Source organism: Pontibacillus litoralis JSM 072002 (assembly GCF_000775615.1).
In the GTDB taxonomy this organism is placed as follows: Bacteria; Bacillota; Bacilli; order Bacillales; family BH030062; genus Pontibacillus; species Pontibacillus litoralis.
The window spans coordinates 152,158-169,374 of the sequence record NZ_AVPG01000001.1 but is presented as its reverse complement, the minus strand read 5'-3'; the positions used below and the strand labels follow the sequence as shown (position 1 = coordinate 169,374).

Below are 17,217 nucleotides of genomic sequence, written 5' to 3'. Positions count from 1 at the left end.
GTCACTCTCTGTATAGGGAGTGTGGATTGAAATTTGTTCTTTGCGCTCTAGCGCTTTTTTATCGCAGTCACTCTCTGTATAGGGAGTGTGGATTGAAATACCTGTAGTTGGTGCGCTCACACCTTTGAATTTTCGTCACTCTCTGTATAGGGAGTGTGGATTGAAATACTTAACCAACGTCTATAATCTGTTATCCAAACCAGTCACTCTCTGTATAGGGAGTGTGGATTGAAATCTAAAATTTGTACCGCAAAAATCTGCACCTCTTAGTCACTCTCTGTATAGGGAGTGTGGATTGAAATTTCAAGCGGTGTTTTTGATACAATAACCAACCAGTCACTCTCTGTATAGGGAGTGTGGATTGAAATTGGTGCACCAATTGCACTAATGTCATAAACCTTGTCACTCTCTGTATAGGGAGTGTGGATTGAAATTTAAATCTGCACCTCTTAAATCCGCTCTTCTTAGTCACTCTCTGTATAGGGAGTGTGGATTGAAATGATACCCACATGAACCGTCTTCTTTTAGATACGTCACTCTCTGTATAGGGAGTGTGGATTGAAATACAATCACCTAATAAGGGTAGAGGGTCAATTGCGTCACTCTCTGTATAGGGAGTGTGGATTGAAATCTCACCCTCCATCGGCACCGTGATATTTTCGATTGGTCACTCTCTGTATAGGGAGTGTGGATTGAAATCCCACGTTAAGAAACGTCGGGGTGGCCGGCTGATACGGTCACTCTCTGTATAGGGAGTGTGGATTGAAATTCACACCTGGAAGCACATTATCGTAAAGCGGCGACCGTCACTCTCTGTATAGGGAGTGTGGATTGAAATTCGCTCTCTCAAATCAGCTATAGCCAACTCCGCGTTTGTCACTCTCTGTATAGGGAGTGTGGATTGAAATTTTAATACGATCCATTTTAAAAACCCCTTTATAAAGTCACTCTCTGTATAGGGAGTGTGGATTGAAATAATCGTTAGCCTCCTCGCTCAACTCCGCCACAATCTGTCACTCTCTGTATAGGGAGTGTGGATTGAAATTGGAGCTTGAGCGTAAATGGAACAGTCCAGAAATGGGTCACTCTCTGTATAGGGAGTGTGGATTGAAATATTACTCGGTTAATTGTTTGCGCCTGACCCAATACCGTCACTCTCTGTATAGGGAGTGTGGATTGAAATATACTCTTACCTCCAATTATGTATTCATTTATATGTCACTCTCTGTATAGGGAGTGTGGATTGAAATGTTGAGGCGTCGCTTTCTAAGTCGTCTAGAATAAGTCACTCTCTGTATAGGGAGTGTGGATTGAAATCGTGCTTAGTTGCTCGACTAACGCCACTTGATCTGTCACTCTCTGTATAGGGAGTGTGGATTGAAATTTAGTGTTGTCTTTGAGATTAACACCGTACTTCGTCACTCTCTGTATAGGGAGTGTGGATTGAAATCATTTTAGGACTCTCCTTTTAATGCGTTTAACTCGTCACTCTCTGTATAGGGAGTGTGGATTGAAATGCAAGATAATGGGGTGATAACATGAGTAAACGAGTCACTCTCTGTATAGGGAGTGTGGATTGAAATCGATTTTATCTTCATCAAAATATTTCGTTAAAAAGTCACTCTCTGTATAGGGAGTGTGGATTGAAATAACCTTCACAGATTTTAAAGATTCAAATTTAAATGTCACTCTCTGTATAGGGAGTGTGGATTGAAATATTGAATTTGTTGCAACCTACCTAGTATAAACTGTCACTCTCTGTATAGGGAGTGTGGATTGAAATTCCGTTTTCGGAGGATGAGTTTATGAAATTACTGTCACTCTCTGTATAGGGAGTGTGGATTGAAATCATTTTAGGACTCTCCTTTTAATTGTTTTATTTCGTCACTCTCTGTATAGGGAGTGTGGATTGAAATACTACCTACAACGAACGTATTATTAACGTTCATCCGTCACTCTCTGTATAGGGAGTGTGGATTGAAATATTTGCATTAACGTTTTCCATCGCTTTATAAATTTGTCACTCTCTGTATAGGGAGTGTGGATTGAAATCCCTAATTTTTTAATTAAACCCTCGTAATTTATAGTCACTCTCTGTATAGGGAGTGTGGATTGAAATTGGTAACAAAAAAGAAGCTACTAATATAAAGATAGCGTCACTCTCTGTATAGGGAGTGTGGATTGAAATCATTTGAAAATAGTAGATACGCTGGGCTAAAGGAGTCACTCTCTGTATAGGGAGTGTGGATTGAAATGGTTTTAGAAGTAAACTGGTTTGTGTTGCTCGGTGGTCACTCTCTGTATAGGGAGTGTGGATTGAAATAAATCCATCCACACTGAACTCATTTTAGCGAATGGTCACTCTCTGTATAGGGAGTGTGGATTGAAATATTTTAATTCCTCCTGTCATTACGCTGTTACAGCGTCACTCTCTGTATAGGGAGTGTGGATTGTAAGGGCACACTGCGATACAATGAACTGTTAAAAGTGTTGACAAACGAAATAAGTCAAAAATAACGAATGAGCATCCTTTAAACGATGTTCATTCGTTTTCTATATTTTAGTAAAGGATAGTCCGTTTAATTAGAAATCTGTGTACTGTGTGATTTCTCTGCTATAAACCCATTTCACTTCCTGCCCTTATATTTGGAAGTTACTTAGATTTTAAACAACAGGATAGCCAAAAGAGTTTACGTTAAATCATGATGTCATAGTGTAGTGTACGTGACGCTCATACCTTTTACACTTCTGCTAAATAGCTAATATTTTCGCTCTATCACGAATGGCTTACTACAATGTTCAGCATAGTGATAATCCTATCGCTCCTATGAAAAATTAATATTAGTTAATTAAGTTAGAAAGAGGGTATAATAATATGATATTATTAATTTTATTGATGATTTTTACCGTGAATCAATTTCATAATTGCTTTGTTCCACAGAATATCGGAATGAGTGCATTAAATAATATTCGAATGTTTGTGGAAAAGGCGTTTATGCTACCGTTGGAACGTAAGGTGGAGACCATGCCTGTGGAAAAAGCCCTCGTGGAAATCAACGGTGCTTCATCACATTGGTTGGTTCGGATTTCGATAAGAATATTTTTTGGAATTGATTTAGTGTATATAATGAAAGGATGAAATATATATGGGTAAAGAACTTTGTAAAACCGTAGCTTTTCATACGTTAGGGTGTAAAGTAAACCATTATGAAACAGAAGCGATTTGGCAAATGTTTAAAGAAGAAGGGTACGAACGAGTTGATTTCAATCATCAAGCTGATGTATATGTAATCAATACGTGTACAGTGACGAATACAGGTGATAAAAAGAGTCGTCAAGTGATTCGCAGAGCGATTCGTAAAAATGATAACGCGGTTATATGTGTTACAGGATGTTATGCTCAAACCTCTCCGGGTGAAATTATGGACATTCCTGGAGTAGATGTTGTGGTTGGTACTCAAGATCGTAAGAAAATGCTTGAATATATTGAGCAATATAAATTAGAGCGTCAACCAATTAATGGGGTATCCAACATTATGAAAACGAGAGTGTTCGAAGAAATGGATGTGCCAGCTTTTACAGACAGGACACGTGCTTCCTTGAAAATACAAGAAGGATGTAACAACTTCTGTACGTTTTGTATTATCCCGTGGGCACGCGGACTGTTACGTTCAAGAGATCCAGAAGAGGTTGTTAAACAAGCGCAGCAATTGGTAGACGCTGGTTATAAAGAAATTGTCCTTACAGGTATTCATACAGGTGGATATGGCGAGGATCGTAAAGACTATAATTTAGCTAAATTATTGCGAGAATTGGATAAGCGAGTAGTTGGTTTGAAACGTATTCGTATCTCTTCTATTGAAGGTAGCCAAATTACTGATGAAATCATTGATGTACTGAATGAATCAGATAAGATTGTTCGCCATTTGCACATTCCGCTACAATCAGGATCAGACACCGTGCTCAAGCGTATGCGTCGTAAATATACAACAGAATTTTACAAAGAGCGTGTAAATCGGATCAAGGAAGCTTTACCAGGTTTAGCAATTACATCTGACGTCATTGTTGGATTCCCTGGTGAAACCGAGGAAGAATTTAATGACACGTATCGTTTTATTCAAGAAATTGGCTTTTCTGAGCTACACGTATTCCCTTACTCAAAACGAACAGGTACACCAGCAGCACGTATGGACGACCAAGTCGACGAAGAAATTAAGAATGCGCGTGTACACCAATTAATTGAGCTTTCTAATCAACAGGCGAAGGAATACGCTTCTTCTTATGAAGGTGAAGTGTTAGAAGTAATCCCTGAAGAGAAATTCAAAGACGATGAAAACGATCAGCGTTTAGTTGGTTATACGGATAATTATTTGAAAGTTATATTCGAGGCGAATGAAGATGTCATTGGTCAAATCGTTCGGGTGAAACTAACGAAAGCTGGTTACCCGTACAATGTTGGAGAATTTGTACGCGTTTTAGATGAACCAAGTCGTAATGAAACAGTTGAAATGAATGCATAATAAAATGGAAACCCTTTGTTTAGTAAAGCGAAGGGTTTCTTTATTGTGTGAAACGACGGAGGTGCTGTACACTCTAACGTATAGAAACGTTTTATAGCATTTTATAAATGAGAATGCTATGATATAAGAGGTACGGACAACTAAGAACATAATTTAAGGAAGGAAGATACGAATGGATGCTAAATTAGCTAAAATGATTGATCATACGCAATTAAAACCAGATACACCTAAAGAAAAAATTGTGCAAATCTGCGAAGAAGCAAAGGAGTACGGTTTTGCTTCTGTATGTGTAAATCCTTATTGGGTATCATTATGTGCAGAGTTGTTACAAGATACAGATGTAAAAGTTTGTACTGTTATTGGTTTTCCGTTAGGTGCGACAACGCCGGAAACGAAAGCATTTGAAACGAAACAAGCAATTGAAGATGGCGCAACGGAAGTTGATATGGTGATTAACGTTGGTGCATTAAAAACGGAAGATTATGATTTCGTTCAACGAGATATCGAAGCAGTTGTAAACGCTGCAGGTGACAAAGCATTGACAAAGGTCATTATAGAAACTTCTTTATTAACGGAAGAAGAAAAAGTAAAAGCTTGTGAGTTATCGAAACAAGCTAAAGCTGACTATGTGAAGACTTCAACTGGTTTCTCTGGTGGTGGAGCAACTGTTGAGGATGTACGCTTAATGAGAGCAACTGTAGGCCCAGAAATGGGTGTGAAGGCTTCAGGTGGTGTTCGTGACCGCGAAGGCGCAGAAGCAGTTATCGAAGCTGGTGCTACTCGCATTGGAGCTAGTGCTGGAATGGAAATCGTATCAGGTGGTCAAGGAACATCTGAATATTAATAGAAGGGTAAAAAAACACACGAACATCCGTCAAATAGATGGAGGGGCGTGTGTTTTTTTATCGTGTAAAAACAAAACGAACGTTGTAAAGTGATGAATAATTGGTAAAATCATCAGTGAAGAAACGATGTTAAATAGAACGGATATATGTGCTAATTGCTGTGCAGGTGTTGATGCTAGAAATGTCGATACATGTGCTAATTGGTCTAAAAATGGAGCAAATATAACTACGCCTGCGATGTTAAGCCATATGTGGGCGAAGGCAGCTAATTTTGCATCATGGTTTGAACCGAGAGAAGCTACCCAAGCAGTGATACATGTGCCAATATTTGCCCCTAGCATAATTCCGATAGCTGCTGGGAGAGTGAATACACCTTCTTGCAAAAATGCCATAGCTATACCTGTGGAAGCAGTGGAAGATTGAATAATCATCGTGAGAACTGTACCAATAATTATACTAACGAGCGGTTCTTCATTCGTATAATGAACCGTTTCAAGTAGGAGAGGGAATTGTTGTAATGGCAAGGCAAGGGTAGAGAAACCATCAAGTGCTACGAAAATAGTTCCTAATCCAAACGTTATCGTACCAATTCCAAATAAAAGTGGGGAAGGGAACCATAATAATATCGTGCCGATAATGAGAATGGGCCATAGTGGGATATGTGAAAAGAACGAGAACAATTCTAACGTTAACGTTGTTCCGATGTTCGCCCCTAATATAATACCAATGGACTGTTGAAAAGTTAATACGCCAGCGCCAACAAGGCTAACTGTTAATATCATTGTTCCTGAACTACTTTGAAGTAATGCAGTTGCGATAATGCCAATCAACATGCCTTTCCACGGCTTGTCAACGAAATTCATGATCAACCTCTTCATATGGCGATAAGAAAACTGATGAAGGCCAATTCTTAATAATGTCATTCCAAATAAGAATAAAAACAGAAAAACAGTAAATAACGTAAATACATCTGCCATAGTCCGTCACCTCTTTATCATCATATGGACAAGAACGCTATTCATGATTGAAAAAATTTTTCTGAAGGGCGTTTAGTGTACGGTGCTTTATTTTTTTGTGATTCTTTCATAATAATGAAAGGAAATAAGTTGAACAAATGAAATGAATATATTATAATACGTTAAGGCATATGTTAATACATATGCGATATTGAAACTGTCTGTTGCTTTGGAGGGAGGGAAATAGCATGTCAAATGTTACTCGAGTTCGCAAAAACGAGAACCTTGAAGATGCTCTTCGTCGCTTCAAGAAAAGTGTATCTAAAAGTGGTACGCTATCTGAATACAGAAAGCGTGAACATTACGAAAAGCCAAGCGTTCGTCGTAAGAAGAAGTCCGAAGCTGCTAGAAAGCGTAAATAAGAGGGTGTAAACTGAATGTCATTACTTGAAAGTCTGAACCAAGATATGAAGCAAGCTTTAAAAAGTAAAGAGAAGGAAAAGCTATCTGTTATCAGAATGGTGAAAGCTTCTTTACAAAATGAAGCTTTCAAACTTGGGAAGGATGATTTATCAGAGGAAGAAGAATTGAGTGTTTTATCTCGCGAGTTAAAACAAAGAAAAGATTCCCTCCAAGAATTTAGCGATGCAGGTCGTGAAGATCTTGCTGAAAAACAAGTAAAAGAAATTGATATCATTCAAACATATATGCCTGCTCAGCTTTCAGAAGACGAGCTTGATAGTATCGTAAAAGAAACGATTGAAGAGGTTGGAGCTACTTCTAAGAAAGAAATGGGTAAGGTAATGAGTGCTGTTATGCTGAAAGTAAAAGGTAAAACAGACGGCTCACTTGTGAATCAACTAGTGCAAAAACACCTATCTTAAATAAAAAACCGCCATATTATGGCGGTTTTTTATTTACATAAACCCAAAGTTTATCTATGCTTAAGGTTGAGGCAATAAAGGATCGAAGGACCAATGAAAATTTTTTGAAACATGTTTAATTTAAAAACGTATACCATATTAGAAAGGAGGTTACCTTATGAAGCGAGTAGTACGAATGATGTGGATAGTATCTTTATTTTTACTTGCCTGTCATGTCGTTTTCTCGTACTCGATTCAAGCGGAGGAAGGGGATCGTCAAACTGTATATGTGATTCCAGTTGAAGAAAGTGTGGAGAAAGGGTTGACTTCATTTTTAGAACGAAGCATTAATGAAGCGCGTGATGCTGGTGCGGATCATATTATTTTTGAAGTGAATACTCCAGGCGGTGCAGTGGATGCAGCTAGTTCTATCGGAACGTTATTTCAGAATTTGGAAATACCGAACACCGCTTTCGTCTTAAATGAAGCGCTATCTGCTGGTTCTTACATATCATTAAATGCGGACAATATATATATGACATCCTCAGCAACGATGGGAGCAGCAGGAGTTATAACATCTGATGGGAACGCTGCTAGTCAAAAAGCACAATCAAATTGGGTTAAATTAATGCGCAGCGCTGCAGAAAACGGGGATAGAAATCCATTGTATGCAGAAGCAATGGCCAATCCGGATATTGATTTACCCGAGTACCAAGCTGGAAAGGGTAAATATTTAACGTTGAGTGCAAAAGAAGCTGTTGATGTTGGCTATGCGGAAGGAATAGTTGCTGATCGTAATGCATTGTTGCAAGAATTAAAGTTAGAAAATGCCGAAATTATGGAGACAACTCCAACCCTTTCAGAACGCATCGCTAGATTTATTACTCACCCACTTGTCATACCCATTTTATTATCGGTTGCTAGCCTTGGATTTATAGCAGAACTATATACGCCTGGTTTTGGGGTTGCTGGCTCAATGGGACTTATAGCCCTTTTACTCTTTTTTTACGGGCATTATATTGCGGGATTAGCCGGATACGAAACGATTATTATATTCGTTTTAGGGATTATATGTATCATATTAGAGTTATTTGTTCCTGGTGGCATATTAGGGGCCATAGGGGGCGTAGGGATTGTGAGTTCGTTATTTATGGCTTCAGACAATAATTCTCAAATGGCGCTAAGCTTACTTATTGCGTTATGTGTAGCTATCGTTGCGTCATACATTTTATTTAAGAAAATTGGATTTGAGAACGGTCTTTTGAAAAATATTATACTAAGTGATGCAACTTCCACTGATCAAGGCTACGTTTCTTCTCAAACGAGATTAGAGTTAATTGGTTTATGTGGAACGGCTGTTACCCCATTACGTCCATCCGGAACTGGGGAATTTAATGGAGAGCGAATTGACGTTGTAACAGAGGGAGGCTTTATACAAGCTAGAAAGCCGGTGAAAATTGTGAAAACAGAAGGAAACCGGGTAATAGTTAAGGAAATAGAGGAAGAATAACATTTTAGGAGGAATGAACAAATGGCACCAGATCAACTGATGTTACTTGTATTAATTGGTATTATTGTAATTGCTTTAGCTGTACTTTTTACATTTATCCCAGTCATGCTGTGGATTAGTGCTCTAGCAGCTGGCGTTCGTATTAGCATCTTTACGTTAGTAGGAATGCGTTTACGTCGCGTATCCCCAAGTCGTGTAATTAATCCGTTAATTAAAGCTCATAAAGCGGGAATTGACGTAAATTCAAATCAATTAGAGAGTCACTACTTAGCAGGTGGTAATGTAGATCGCGTTGTGAATGCGCTAATTGCCGCGCATCGTGCGAATATTGAATTAAGCTTCGAGCGAACAGCTGCTATTGATTTAGCTGGTCGTGACGTATTAGAAGCCGTTCAAATGAGTGTAAACCCGAAAGTAATTGAAACGCCATTTATCGCTGGTGTTGCGATGGACGGTATTGAAGTGAAAGCAAAAGCCCGTATTACAGTACGTGCGAATATTGATCGCCTAGTCGGTGGTGCTGGAGAAGATACGATTATCGCTCGTGTCGGAGAAGGGATTGTAAGTACAATTGGTTCTTCTGAAGATCACAATAAAGTGTTAGAGAATCCAGATATGATATCACAAAATGTGTTAAGTAAAGGTTTAGATGCAGGTACGGCATTTGAAATTCTATCTATTGATATTGCAGACATTGATATCGGTAAAAACATCGGCGCGATATTGCAAACAGATCAAGCAGAAGCGGATAAGAATATTGCTCAAGCAAAAGCAGAAGAACGACGTGCAATGGCGGTGGCCCAAGAACAAGAGATGCTTGCTAAAGTTCAAGAAATGCAAGCAAAAGTGGTGGAAGCTGAAGCTGAAGTTCCGCAAGCAATGGCAGAGGCACTTCGTTCGGGAAACATTGGTATAATGGATTATTACAATTTAAAAAACATTGAAGCAGATACAGATATGCGTGATGTAATTGGTAAAATGAACAAAGAAGATCATGAAGATGATCAAAAGCTATAATCGACTCTCTCAACCAAAGGAGGGGGAGAAATGGAACAACTGTTAGATTTCATTTTCGGTAATATTGTAATTATTGGTGTTGTTCTTGTTGGCTTGTATAATTTGGTTAGTGGTTTGTTCAAAAATGAAGATAAGCCAATGCCTTCGTTTGGAGGTAAAACGACAGCAGATTCAACTAGCGCTGAAAGAAATATGCAACAAAAAGCAAAGCAAGTAGCTAAATCGCAAGTAGAACGGTATGAAGAAGTGAAGCGTCAAAAAGAAGCATTTGCTGAGGAGCGCTATGAACATACAGCCGCTCCCGCAGGGCCGAATTCAGAACACAACGCACTTCCAGACCGTCATATAGAGAGGTATATCCAAAAGGTACAAAGAGATGTGAAAAAGCTTGACACTAAGCCTAAAGTACATCATTTTAATAAGCACATATCTAAGCAAAAGTTTATCGATAGTATTGTGATGGCAGAAGTGTTAGGGAAACCTCGCGCGCATAAGCCATATCAGTCGATGATAAAAGAAAAAGCTTACAGGAAGCACGAAATGTAGTGATACATTTCGTGCTTTTTTCATACATATAAAGGAGAGAGGGGGCGAAGCAGATGAATAAATGGCAGCAACGGATCGGAAACTGGATGGTTCAACAATTAAATTTACCTTCTGATGTCGTATTGGAATTACCTAGAATAACAACGATTGGTCAAATACATGCATACATAGAAAACCATAAAGGGCTACTCATTTTCTCTGATCAAGAACTTCGATTACAGCTTAAAAATGGCCAATTGAAGATTACAGGAAAAAACTTCGTCCTTCGCATGATGCTCCCAGAAGAAATATTGTTAGAAGGAACGATTGAGCACATTTCATTTATTCCGAGCTAATAGAAGAATGCTTTATAGGAGGAAATGCAGGAAAATGAACGAGCAGTTTTTTCTTATTTCATAATGAGGTGAAGATAAATCAACGTTTAGATAAGTATTCCATGAAGAAAGGAAACAGATGGAATAGGAGGCCGTTATGAAGCGATTACAAGGTGTATTTATAAAGGGATATACAACCTTTATTGTGAAAGGGAGTTTTCCGGAATTTTTTATTAATCGTTGTGTTCAGGAAGGGATTCTCATTTGGAATATCCAAAAAGTAGACGAGTTCTCTTGTAAAGCCAATATTCAATTACAAGACGTACACAGGCTCAAACACCTTAGAAATGATGGTTCTTATAAGATTACATTTCAATCAAGAATCGGGATACCGTTTATCATTCACTCGATTTGGAAACGTAAACCACTATGGATCGGCTTTTTGTTAGGGATTCTCTTGTTATTTACGCTTTCCAATATGGTATGGAAAGTAGAAATTGATGGCGTTACACCTGAAGTGGAATACAAAATAGAAGAAAAACTACATGATTATGGAGTGAAGGTAGGGGCATGGAAGTTTCGTATAGATACTCCAAGTAATATGCAGCGTCAACTATTAAATGATGTGCCTGAGCTATTATGGGTTGGCATAACAGAAAAAGGAACAGTCTATCAACTACAAGGAGTAGAAAAAACAACCGTTGAACAAGAGAAAGAAGGTAGACCACAACATTTAATTGCCAAAAAGAAAGGAATCATCGTCGATATGTATGTTGAATCAGGGGAGCCACAAGTAGAAGTAAATGATATGGTTCAGCCTGGTGATGTATTAGTATCGGGACTGATTGGAAAAGAGGATAATCAACAACTCGTGCAAGCAAAAGGGAAAGTGATTGCTGAAACGTGGTATGAAAGTGAAGTTACTGTACCGTTAGAGGCGACGTACAAAGTTATAACGGGAGATAAAGAGGAGCAATACGGCGTTTCTTTGTTCGGCTTTTCGATTCCAGTTTGGGGGTTTTGGCACAACGGGTATGAAACGGCTTATATCGAAGAAAAGAAGCGGCCTTTACAGTTTTTGGATTGGAAGCTTCCTATATCTGTAACGACCAGTCATGTATGGGAACAACAATTATATGAGCAACAAAGGACAGACCAACAAGCTGTTCAATTAGGGATTGAGCAAGGTAAACAAGAACTAATGAGGCAACTTTCTAAAGATTCCCAAGTTGTTCAAGAAAAAATTTTGCACGAAAGGAAAGAGAATGGTAAAGTAAAATTAATCCTATATTTTAAAGTTCATGAAAACATAGTGAAACCACACTCTATTACTCAAGGAGACTGAAGAATGACGGATGAGTTACAAACCATTAATATAACATTAGATAATCCAAATGAAGCATTAGCTATATTTGGGAATAATGATCGAAACTTAAAACAGATAGAAGAACAATTACATGTGTCAATCATTACGAGAGGGGAACATGTTCAAGTGTCTGGTTCTCCTCAGCAAATTGTATTAGTTGAGAAAATATTCGCAGCTTTACTCAACGTGATCCGTAAAGGAATTAATATTTCTGAACGAGATGTCATTTATGCAATAGATTTAGTGAAGAAGAATAAAATAGAACAATTTGAAACGTTATTTGATGATGAGATTACGAAAAATGCAAAAGGAAAAAAAATACGAGTAAAGACGTTAGGACAACGTCATTACGTAGCAGGAATGAAAAAATATGATTTAGTGTTTGGAATTGGTCCTGCTGGTACTGGGAAGACGTTCCTTGCTGTAGTCATGGCCGTACAAGCTTTGAAAAATGGCGATGTGCAACGAATCGTCCTAACTCGTCCAGCCGTTGAAGCTGGTGAAAGTCTCGGTTTTTTACCGGGGGATTTGAAGGAAAAGGTGGATCCTTATTTACGCCCTTTGTACGACGCACTGCATGATTTGTTCGGGGTAGAGCATACGACAAGATTAATCGAACGAGGCACTATTGAAATCGCGCCGTTGGCATATATGAGGGGAAGAACGTTAGACGACGCGTTTGTTATTTTAGATGAGGCGCAAAATACAACCCCTGAACAAATGAAAATGTTTATTACGCGCTTAGGATTCGGATCTAAAATGGTCATAACGGGTGATATTACCCAAGTTGATTTACCAAAAGGGATTACATCCGGCTTAAAGACTGCTGAAGCAAGACTTAAGAACGTACCTGGTATAGCTTTTCATTATTTAGAGCAATCAGATGTTGTACGTCACCCTCTTGTGCAACGTGTCATTGAGGCTTATGAAATGGAGGGGAAGAATAAGAATAAGGCCCTATAGGTGGGTCTTATTTCTGCATGTTGAGAGAATAATGAGGTGAACTCATGTTAAATAACTTGTACCAACGGATCAAATCTGTTCAATGGTTTAACAAGAAACGAATACATGCATTAGTGGCGTTATTGATGTTAGCGATTGTACTGTTTCTATTAACCTTTACGAATGTTCGAGCGAAAATCTATGATATTGAACAATTTGAAATCGCAGACGAAACAATTCTGTCTCCAATTACGATTGAGGACAAGCAACAAACGGATGAGAAGAAAAGTCAAGCTTTCCAATCGGTTGATAATATTTATACGATTGATGAGAGTAAACTAGCGAAACAGTTAACTTATATTGAGGATATTTTTAAGGCAGTAAATACAATAGAGGAAAAGGAAAAGAATGATGATGTAAAGCCTGATTCGACGGAAGAACTAGTCAAACAGTTAGACAAGATGTTAGCGGATGACATTACATCGTCGCTAGATACAGACGTTTTTGAACAATTATTGAAAGCAACAAAGGAGCAACGGGATCTTGCGAAAGAATTATTAGTTAAAGAAGTTACTGATGTCATGGAGACCGGCGTAGAAGCTTCGGAAATAGAAGAAACTACAGAAAATATTCAAGAGCAGCTTCATTTACCAAGCTTTGATGACAAGTTTCAAAAGGCCATCAATGAAATTGCAGCATTTGCGATTGTGGAGAATAATTTTTTAGATGCCTCCAAGACAAGTCAAGCGAAGAATAAAGCGGCAAATGAAGTGGAACCTGTTATGATTCGCCAAGGACAAGTGCTCGTATCTGAAGGGGAACGTATTACTAGTGATGTGTTCCATCAAATAGAGTTAGTTGGCTTATTAGATAATAAGAGCAATATGTACCGGTATATTGGTCTAAGTATAATCATTTTATTAAGCATGGCGATTATTGCATATGAAATGTACGTATTACATCGTGAAAGGAAATTACATGCTGGTGTTATATATGCCATCGTTATTATATGTACGATGTCTTTTGTATTCATGAAGTTCGGAAGTTTGTTTCAAGATGACTGGGCTAAAGTTTATTTTGCAGTTCCACTGGGCGCTTCTGCTTTCTTGTTAAAGATTCTTATCGATGAACGAATGGCTATAGTAGTATCGGTTGTTTCTGCGGTTTTTGCTACAGTATTTTTTAATCAACAAATACCAGGAACACTAAATTTAGAAGCAGGTATATACGTGCTATTCTCTACAATTTTTGCTGTGCTATTTTTAGCTAATTCGAAAGATCGAACGTACATCTTGAAAGCGGGTCTTGGTGTAACTGTAGTGAACGTAACGCTCGTTGTGATGCTCGTGTTTCTATCCTATGAGTTAATTCCTACACCTGCTTTGTGGCTACAAATACTGTTCGCGATTACATCGGCTTTCTTGGCATCTGTATTAACATTTGGCTTGTTACCTTTCTTTGAAACAGGTTTTGGCATATTGTCAGATTCTAAATTAATTACTTTAGCAAATCCAAATCACCCGTTGTTGAGGAAAATATTAACAGAAACACCAGGTACGTATCATCATAGTGTGATGGTTGCAAATTTAAGTGAAGCAGCTTGTGAATCGATTGGAGCGAACGGATTAATTGCCAGAGTAGGGGCTTATTATCATGATTTAGGTAAAACGTATAACCCGCTATACTTTATCGAAAATCAAATGGGTGCTCAAAATCCACATGAGTTGTTAACACCAGAACAGAGTGCGGAAATGATTATTGAACATCCATATGCAGGGGCTAGGGTGCTTAGAAAACATCATATGCCACAACAAATTATTGATATTGCTGAACAACATCATGGTACGACGCTATTAAAGTATTTTTATTATCAGGCGAAGGAAAAGGACGAATCTGTTTCTGAAGATACATTTCGTTATCCAGGGCCTAAACCTCAAACGAGAGAAGCGGCAGTTGTTTGTATATGTGATTCTGTAGAGGCAGCTGTTCGATCATTAGACCATCCGACGCCTGAAGACATAGAGCAATTGGTAAACTCGATCATTACCGATCGCCTATTGGATGGTCAGCTAAATGAGTGCTCCTTGACATTAGAAGATTTAAAGCATGTTCAAATTACCATATGTGAAACACTAAAAGGAATTTTCCATTCAAGAATTCAATATCCAGATAGTATGAAGACAATTAAGGAGGCTAACTAATGATTCAGATTGATTTTCATGATGAAACCAATTCAGTAAGTGAGGACTATGTAAACCTTATTAATCGCATCTTACAATTTGCTGCAGAGCAAGAAGGTATTGCAAAAGAAGCTGAGACGTCTGTCACATTTGTTGATAATAAAGAAATTCAAATCATTAATCGCAATTACCGTCAAAAAGATGAACCGACAGATGTTATTTCCTTCGCTATGCAGGAACAAGAAGAAGGAGAAATACCGATTATTGGTGAAGAGCTTCCCGTTCTGTTAGGCGATATTGTTATTTCGGTAGATCGTGCTAAAGAGCAAGCAAAAGAATACGAGCATTCCTTAGATAGAGAATTGGGATTTTTGGCATTACATGGATTTCTGCATCTACTAGGATATGATCACATAACAGAAGACGAGGAGAAAGAAATGTTTACACGACAAGAGGAAATTCTTTATGAATTCGGACTCGAAAGAAAGTAAGCCGAAAAAAGGTATAGGTTTTACTTACGCTATTCAAGGAATGATTGCGGTAATAAAAACAGAACGTAACTTTCGAATACATCTCCTTTTCGCATTTTCTGCAATATTAATGGGGGTTTACTTACAGCTTCGTGCAATAGAATGGTGCATACTCGTTTTAACAATTGCTTTGGTCATGACAGTGGAAATGGTGAATTCTGCGATTGAACGAGTAATGGATTATCTTTCTTTAGAAAGGCACCCGGTTATTGGGGAAATTAAAGATATTGCAGCTGGAGCAGTGTTAGTAACAGCCATTGCAGCGGTTGTTATTGGGTGTTTTCTATTTCTTCCTAAATTGATGTAACCCTAGTAAAGTGCTAGGGTTCTTTTTTTCTGTCGAATGACAAGAAACAGTGCTAATACAAACTGCTTTTGTCGATTACATGAAATGAGAAACGATTTGTAGTAAAATAAAGAGAACAAAGCAATCTAACTTATGGAGGATACAACATGTCAGAAAGCTATAAATCAGGATTTATCGCCATCATCGGTCGGCCGAATGTTGGAAAATCAACGTTTATGAACCGAGTACTAGGACAGAAAATTGCTATTATGAGTGATAAAGCACAAACAACTCGCAATAAAATACAAGGTGTTTATACGACCGATAACGCACAATTAATATTCATTGATACACCAGGAATCCATAAACCAAAGCACAAGCTAGGGAATTTCATGGTAAATACAGCTACACAAAGTCTTAATGAAGTTGACCTTATTTTATTTATGGTTAATGCTGAAGAGGGATTTGGTCGTGGAGATGAATTTATTATTAATATGTTGCAAAATGTCAATCAACCGGTATATTTAGTAATTAATAAAATCGATCAAGTCCACCCTGATGAACTTCTTCCAATCATTGATGATTATCGTAAGAAATATCAATTTGATGAAGTTGTTCCTATATCTGCTTTAGAAGGGAATAATGTTGATCATTTGTTACAAACGATGACAGCACAAATGCCAGAAGGTCCACAATATTATCCTGAAGATCAAGTTACCGATCACCCTGAACGTTTCGTCATTGGTGAATTAATAAGGGAGAAAGTGCTTCATCTTACCCGGGAAGAAATTCCGCATTCGATTGCTGTCGTCATCGACTCCATTGGACCTAGAGAAGATACGAACAAAGTCTATGTACAAGCTACGATTGTGACAGAACGACCAAGTCAAAAAGGTATTATAATCGGGAAACAAGGAAAAATGTTGAAAGAAATTGGTCAGCGAGCACGTAAAGATATTGAAGTGTTGTTAGGAACGAAGATTTATTTAGAGTTATGGGTAAAAGTGCAAAAAGACTGGCGAAATCGAGCTAATCAACTACAAGATTTCGGCTATAGTAATGAAGAGTATTAAGGTATGGTAAATATTAAGTAACATAGTAATGGGACAGTCGGCAAAACTAGGGTTAAGGGTGTTTTCATATAAACTTACGATTATATAGAAAGGTGTGGTTTCTTGTGATCGACTTTACTTGGAAGGTCTTTAGTCAAACAGGGAACATTGAAACCTACTTGTTATTGAAGGAAATGGAGACAACATCAAAGGATCCAATGTATCTAGACCTGAATGACCAATTCGCTGAGATTGACAACCCGTTATCATGAGTTAAAGGGTGAACTGAA

General features: G+C 38.1%; 17 protein-coding genes and 1 CRISPR repeat array (1 of these 18 only partly in view). Of the genes, 16 read left to right on the top strand and 1 reads right to left on the bottom strand.

What is annotated here, in order from left to right:
- A CRISPR array of direct repeats spans positions 1–2,457; the repeat unit is 33 nt; unit sequence GTCACTCTCTGTATAGGGAGTGTGGATTGAAAT; it reaches 811 nt to the left of the window's first position.
- Between the two features lie 418 nt (positions 2,458–2,875).
- From N784_RS00870 to deoC, 3 genes are all read left to right on the top strand, one after another.
- Positions 2,876–3,139 (top strand): hypothetical protein, encoded by a 264-nt coding sequence (locus N784_RS00870; RefSeq protein ID WP_036831026.1) that lies wholly within the window; start codon positions 2,876–2,878, stop codon positions 3,137–3,139.
- A gap of 7 nt (positions 3,140–3,146) precedes the next feature.
- Positions 3,147–4,520: a tRNA (N(6)-L-threonylcarbamoyladenosine(37)-C(2))-methylthiotransferase MtaB gene (mtaB, locus tag N784_RS00865; protein ID WP_036831024.1), complete on the top strand. Its 1,374-nt coding sequence runs from the start codon at positions 3,147–3,149 to the stop codon at positions 4,518–4,520.
- Between the two features lie 172 nt (positions 4,521–4,692).
- On the top strand, positions 4,693–5,364 hold the full coding sequence (deoC, locus tag N784_RS00860) for a deoxyribose-phosphate aldolase (RefSeq protein ID WP_036831022.1): 672 nt from the start codon (positions 4,693–4,695) through the stop codon (positions 5,362–5,364).
- Positions 5,365–5,394: 30 nt separating this feature from the next.
- Here deoC and N784_RS00855 read toward each other — a convergent pair whose 3' ends face one another.
- A complete protein-coding gene (locus N784_RS00855) occupies positions 5,395–6,342 on the bottom strand; it encodes a Na/Pi symporter (RefSeq protein ID WP_036831020.1) in 948 nt (315 codons plus the stop codon).
- Between the two features lie 227 nt (positions 6,343–6,569).
- Here N784_RS00855 and rpsU point away from each other — a divergent pair, with 227 nt between their 5' ends.
- The 13 genes from rpsU (at position 6,570) to N784_RS16145 (ending at position 17,199) form a co-directional block, all read left to right on the top strand.
- Positions 6,570–6,743: a 30S ribosomal protein S21 gene (gene rpsU / locus N784_RS00850; protein WP_036831019.1), complete on the top strand. Its 174-nt coding sequence runs from the start codon at positions 6,570–6,572 to the stop codon at positions 6,741–6,743.
- 15 nt (positions 6,744–6,758) lie between these two features.
- On the top strand, positions 6,759–7,205 hold the full coding sequence (locus tag N784_RS00845; protein WP_036831018.1) for a GatB/YqeY domain-containing protein: 447 nt from the start codon (positions 6,759–6,761) through the stop codon (positions 7,203–7,205).
- 157 nt (positions 7,206–7,362) lie between these two features.
- Positions 7,363–8,694: an NfeD family protein gene (locus N784_RS00840; RefSeq protein WP_036831016.1), complete on the top strand. Its 1,332-nt coding sequence runs from the start codon at positions 7,363–7,365 to the stop codon at positions 8,692–8,694.
- Positions 8,695–8,715: 21 nt separating this feature from the next.
- Positions 8,716–9,711, top strand: coding sequence for a flotillin-like protein FloA (gene floA / locus N784_RS00835; RefSeq protein ID WP_036831015.1), 996 nt, complete (start codon positions 8,716–8,718; stop codon positions 9,709–9,711).
- A gap of 30 nt (positions 9,712–9,741) precedes the next feature.
- On the top strand, positions 9,742–10,257 hold the full coding sequence (locus N784_RS00830) for a hypothetical protein (protein WP_036831013.1): 516 nt from the start codon (positions 9,742–9,744) through the stop codon (positions 10,255–10,257).
- A gap of 53 nt (positions 10,258–10,310) precedes the next feature.
- Entirely contained in the window at positions 10,311–10,592 is a 282-nt protein-coding gene (yqfC, locus tag N784_RS00825) for a sporulation protein YqfC (RefSeq protein WP_036831011.1), read from the top strand.
- A 136-nt stretch (positions 10,593–10,728) separates the two neighbouring features.
- On the top strand, positions 10,729–11,916 hold the full coding sequence (gene yqfD / locus N784_RS00820) for a sporulation protein YqfD (protein WP_036831009.1): 1,188 nt from the start codon (positions 10,729–10,731) through the stop codon (positions 11,914–11,916).
- Between the two features lie 3 nt (positions 11,917–11,919).
- On the top strand, positions 11,920–12,900 hold the full coding sequence (locus N784_RS00815; protein ID WP_036831007.1) for a PhoH family protein: 981 nt from the start codon (positions 11,920–11,922) through the stop codon (positions 12,898–12,900).
- Positions 12,901–12,944: 44 nt separating this feature from the next.
- Positions 12,945–15,080, top strand: coding sequence for an HD family phosphohydrolase (locus N784_RS00810; protein WP_036831005.1), 2,136 nt, complete (start codon positions 12,945–12,947; stop codon positions 15,078–15,080).
- Positions 15,081–15,082: 2 nt separating this feature from the next.
- Positions 15,083–15,550 carry an rRNA maturation RNase YbeY gene (ybeY, locus tag N784_RS00805; RefSeq protein WP_036831665.1) on the top strand — a complete coding sequence of 156 codons (468 nt, stop codon included), beginning with the start codon at positions 15,083–15,085 and terminating at the stop codon, positions 15,548–15,550.
- Positions 15,525–15,896, top strand: coding sequence for a diacylglycerol kinase family protein (locus N784_RS00800; RefSeq protein WP_036831000.1), 372 nt, complete (start codon positions 15,525–15,527; stop codon positions 15,894–15,896). The genes ybeY and N784_RS00800 overlap by 26 nt, the downstream gene beginning before the upstream one ends.
- A 146-nt stretch (positions 15,897–16,042) precedes the next feature.
- Entirely contained in the window at positions 16,043–16,948 is a 906-nt protein-coding gene (gene era, locus N784_RS00795; protein WP_036830998.1) for a GTPase Era, read from the top strand.
- Between the two features lie 92 nt (positions 16,949–17,040).
- Positions 17,041–17,199 carry a YqzL family protein gene (locus tag N784_RS16145; protein WP_332307831.1) on the top strand — a complete coding sequence of 53 codons (159 nt, stop codon included), beginning with the start codon at positions 17,041–17,043 and terminating at the stop codon, positions 17,197–17,199.
- Positions 17,200–17,217: the final 18 nt, after the last annotated feature.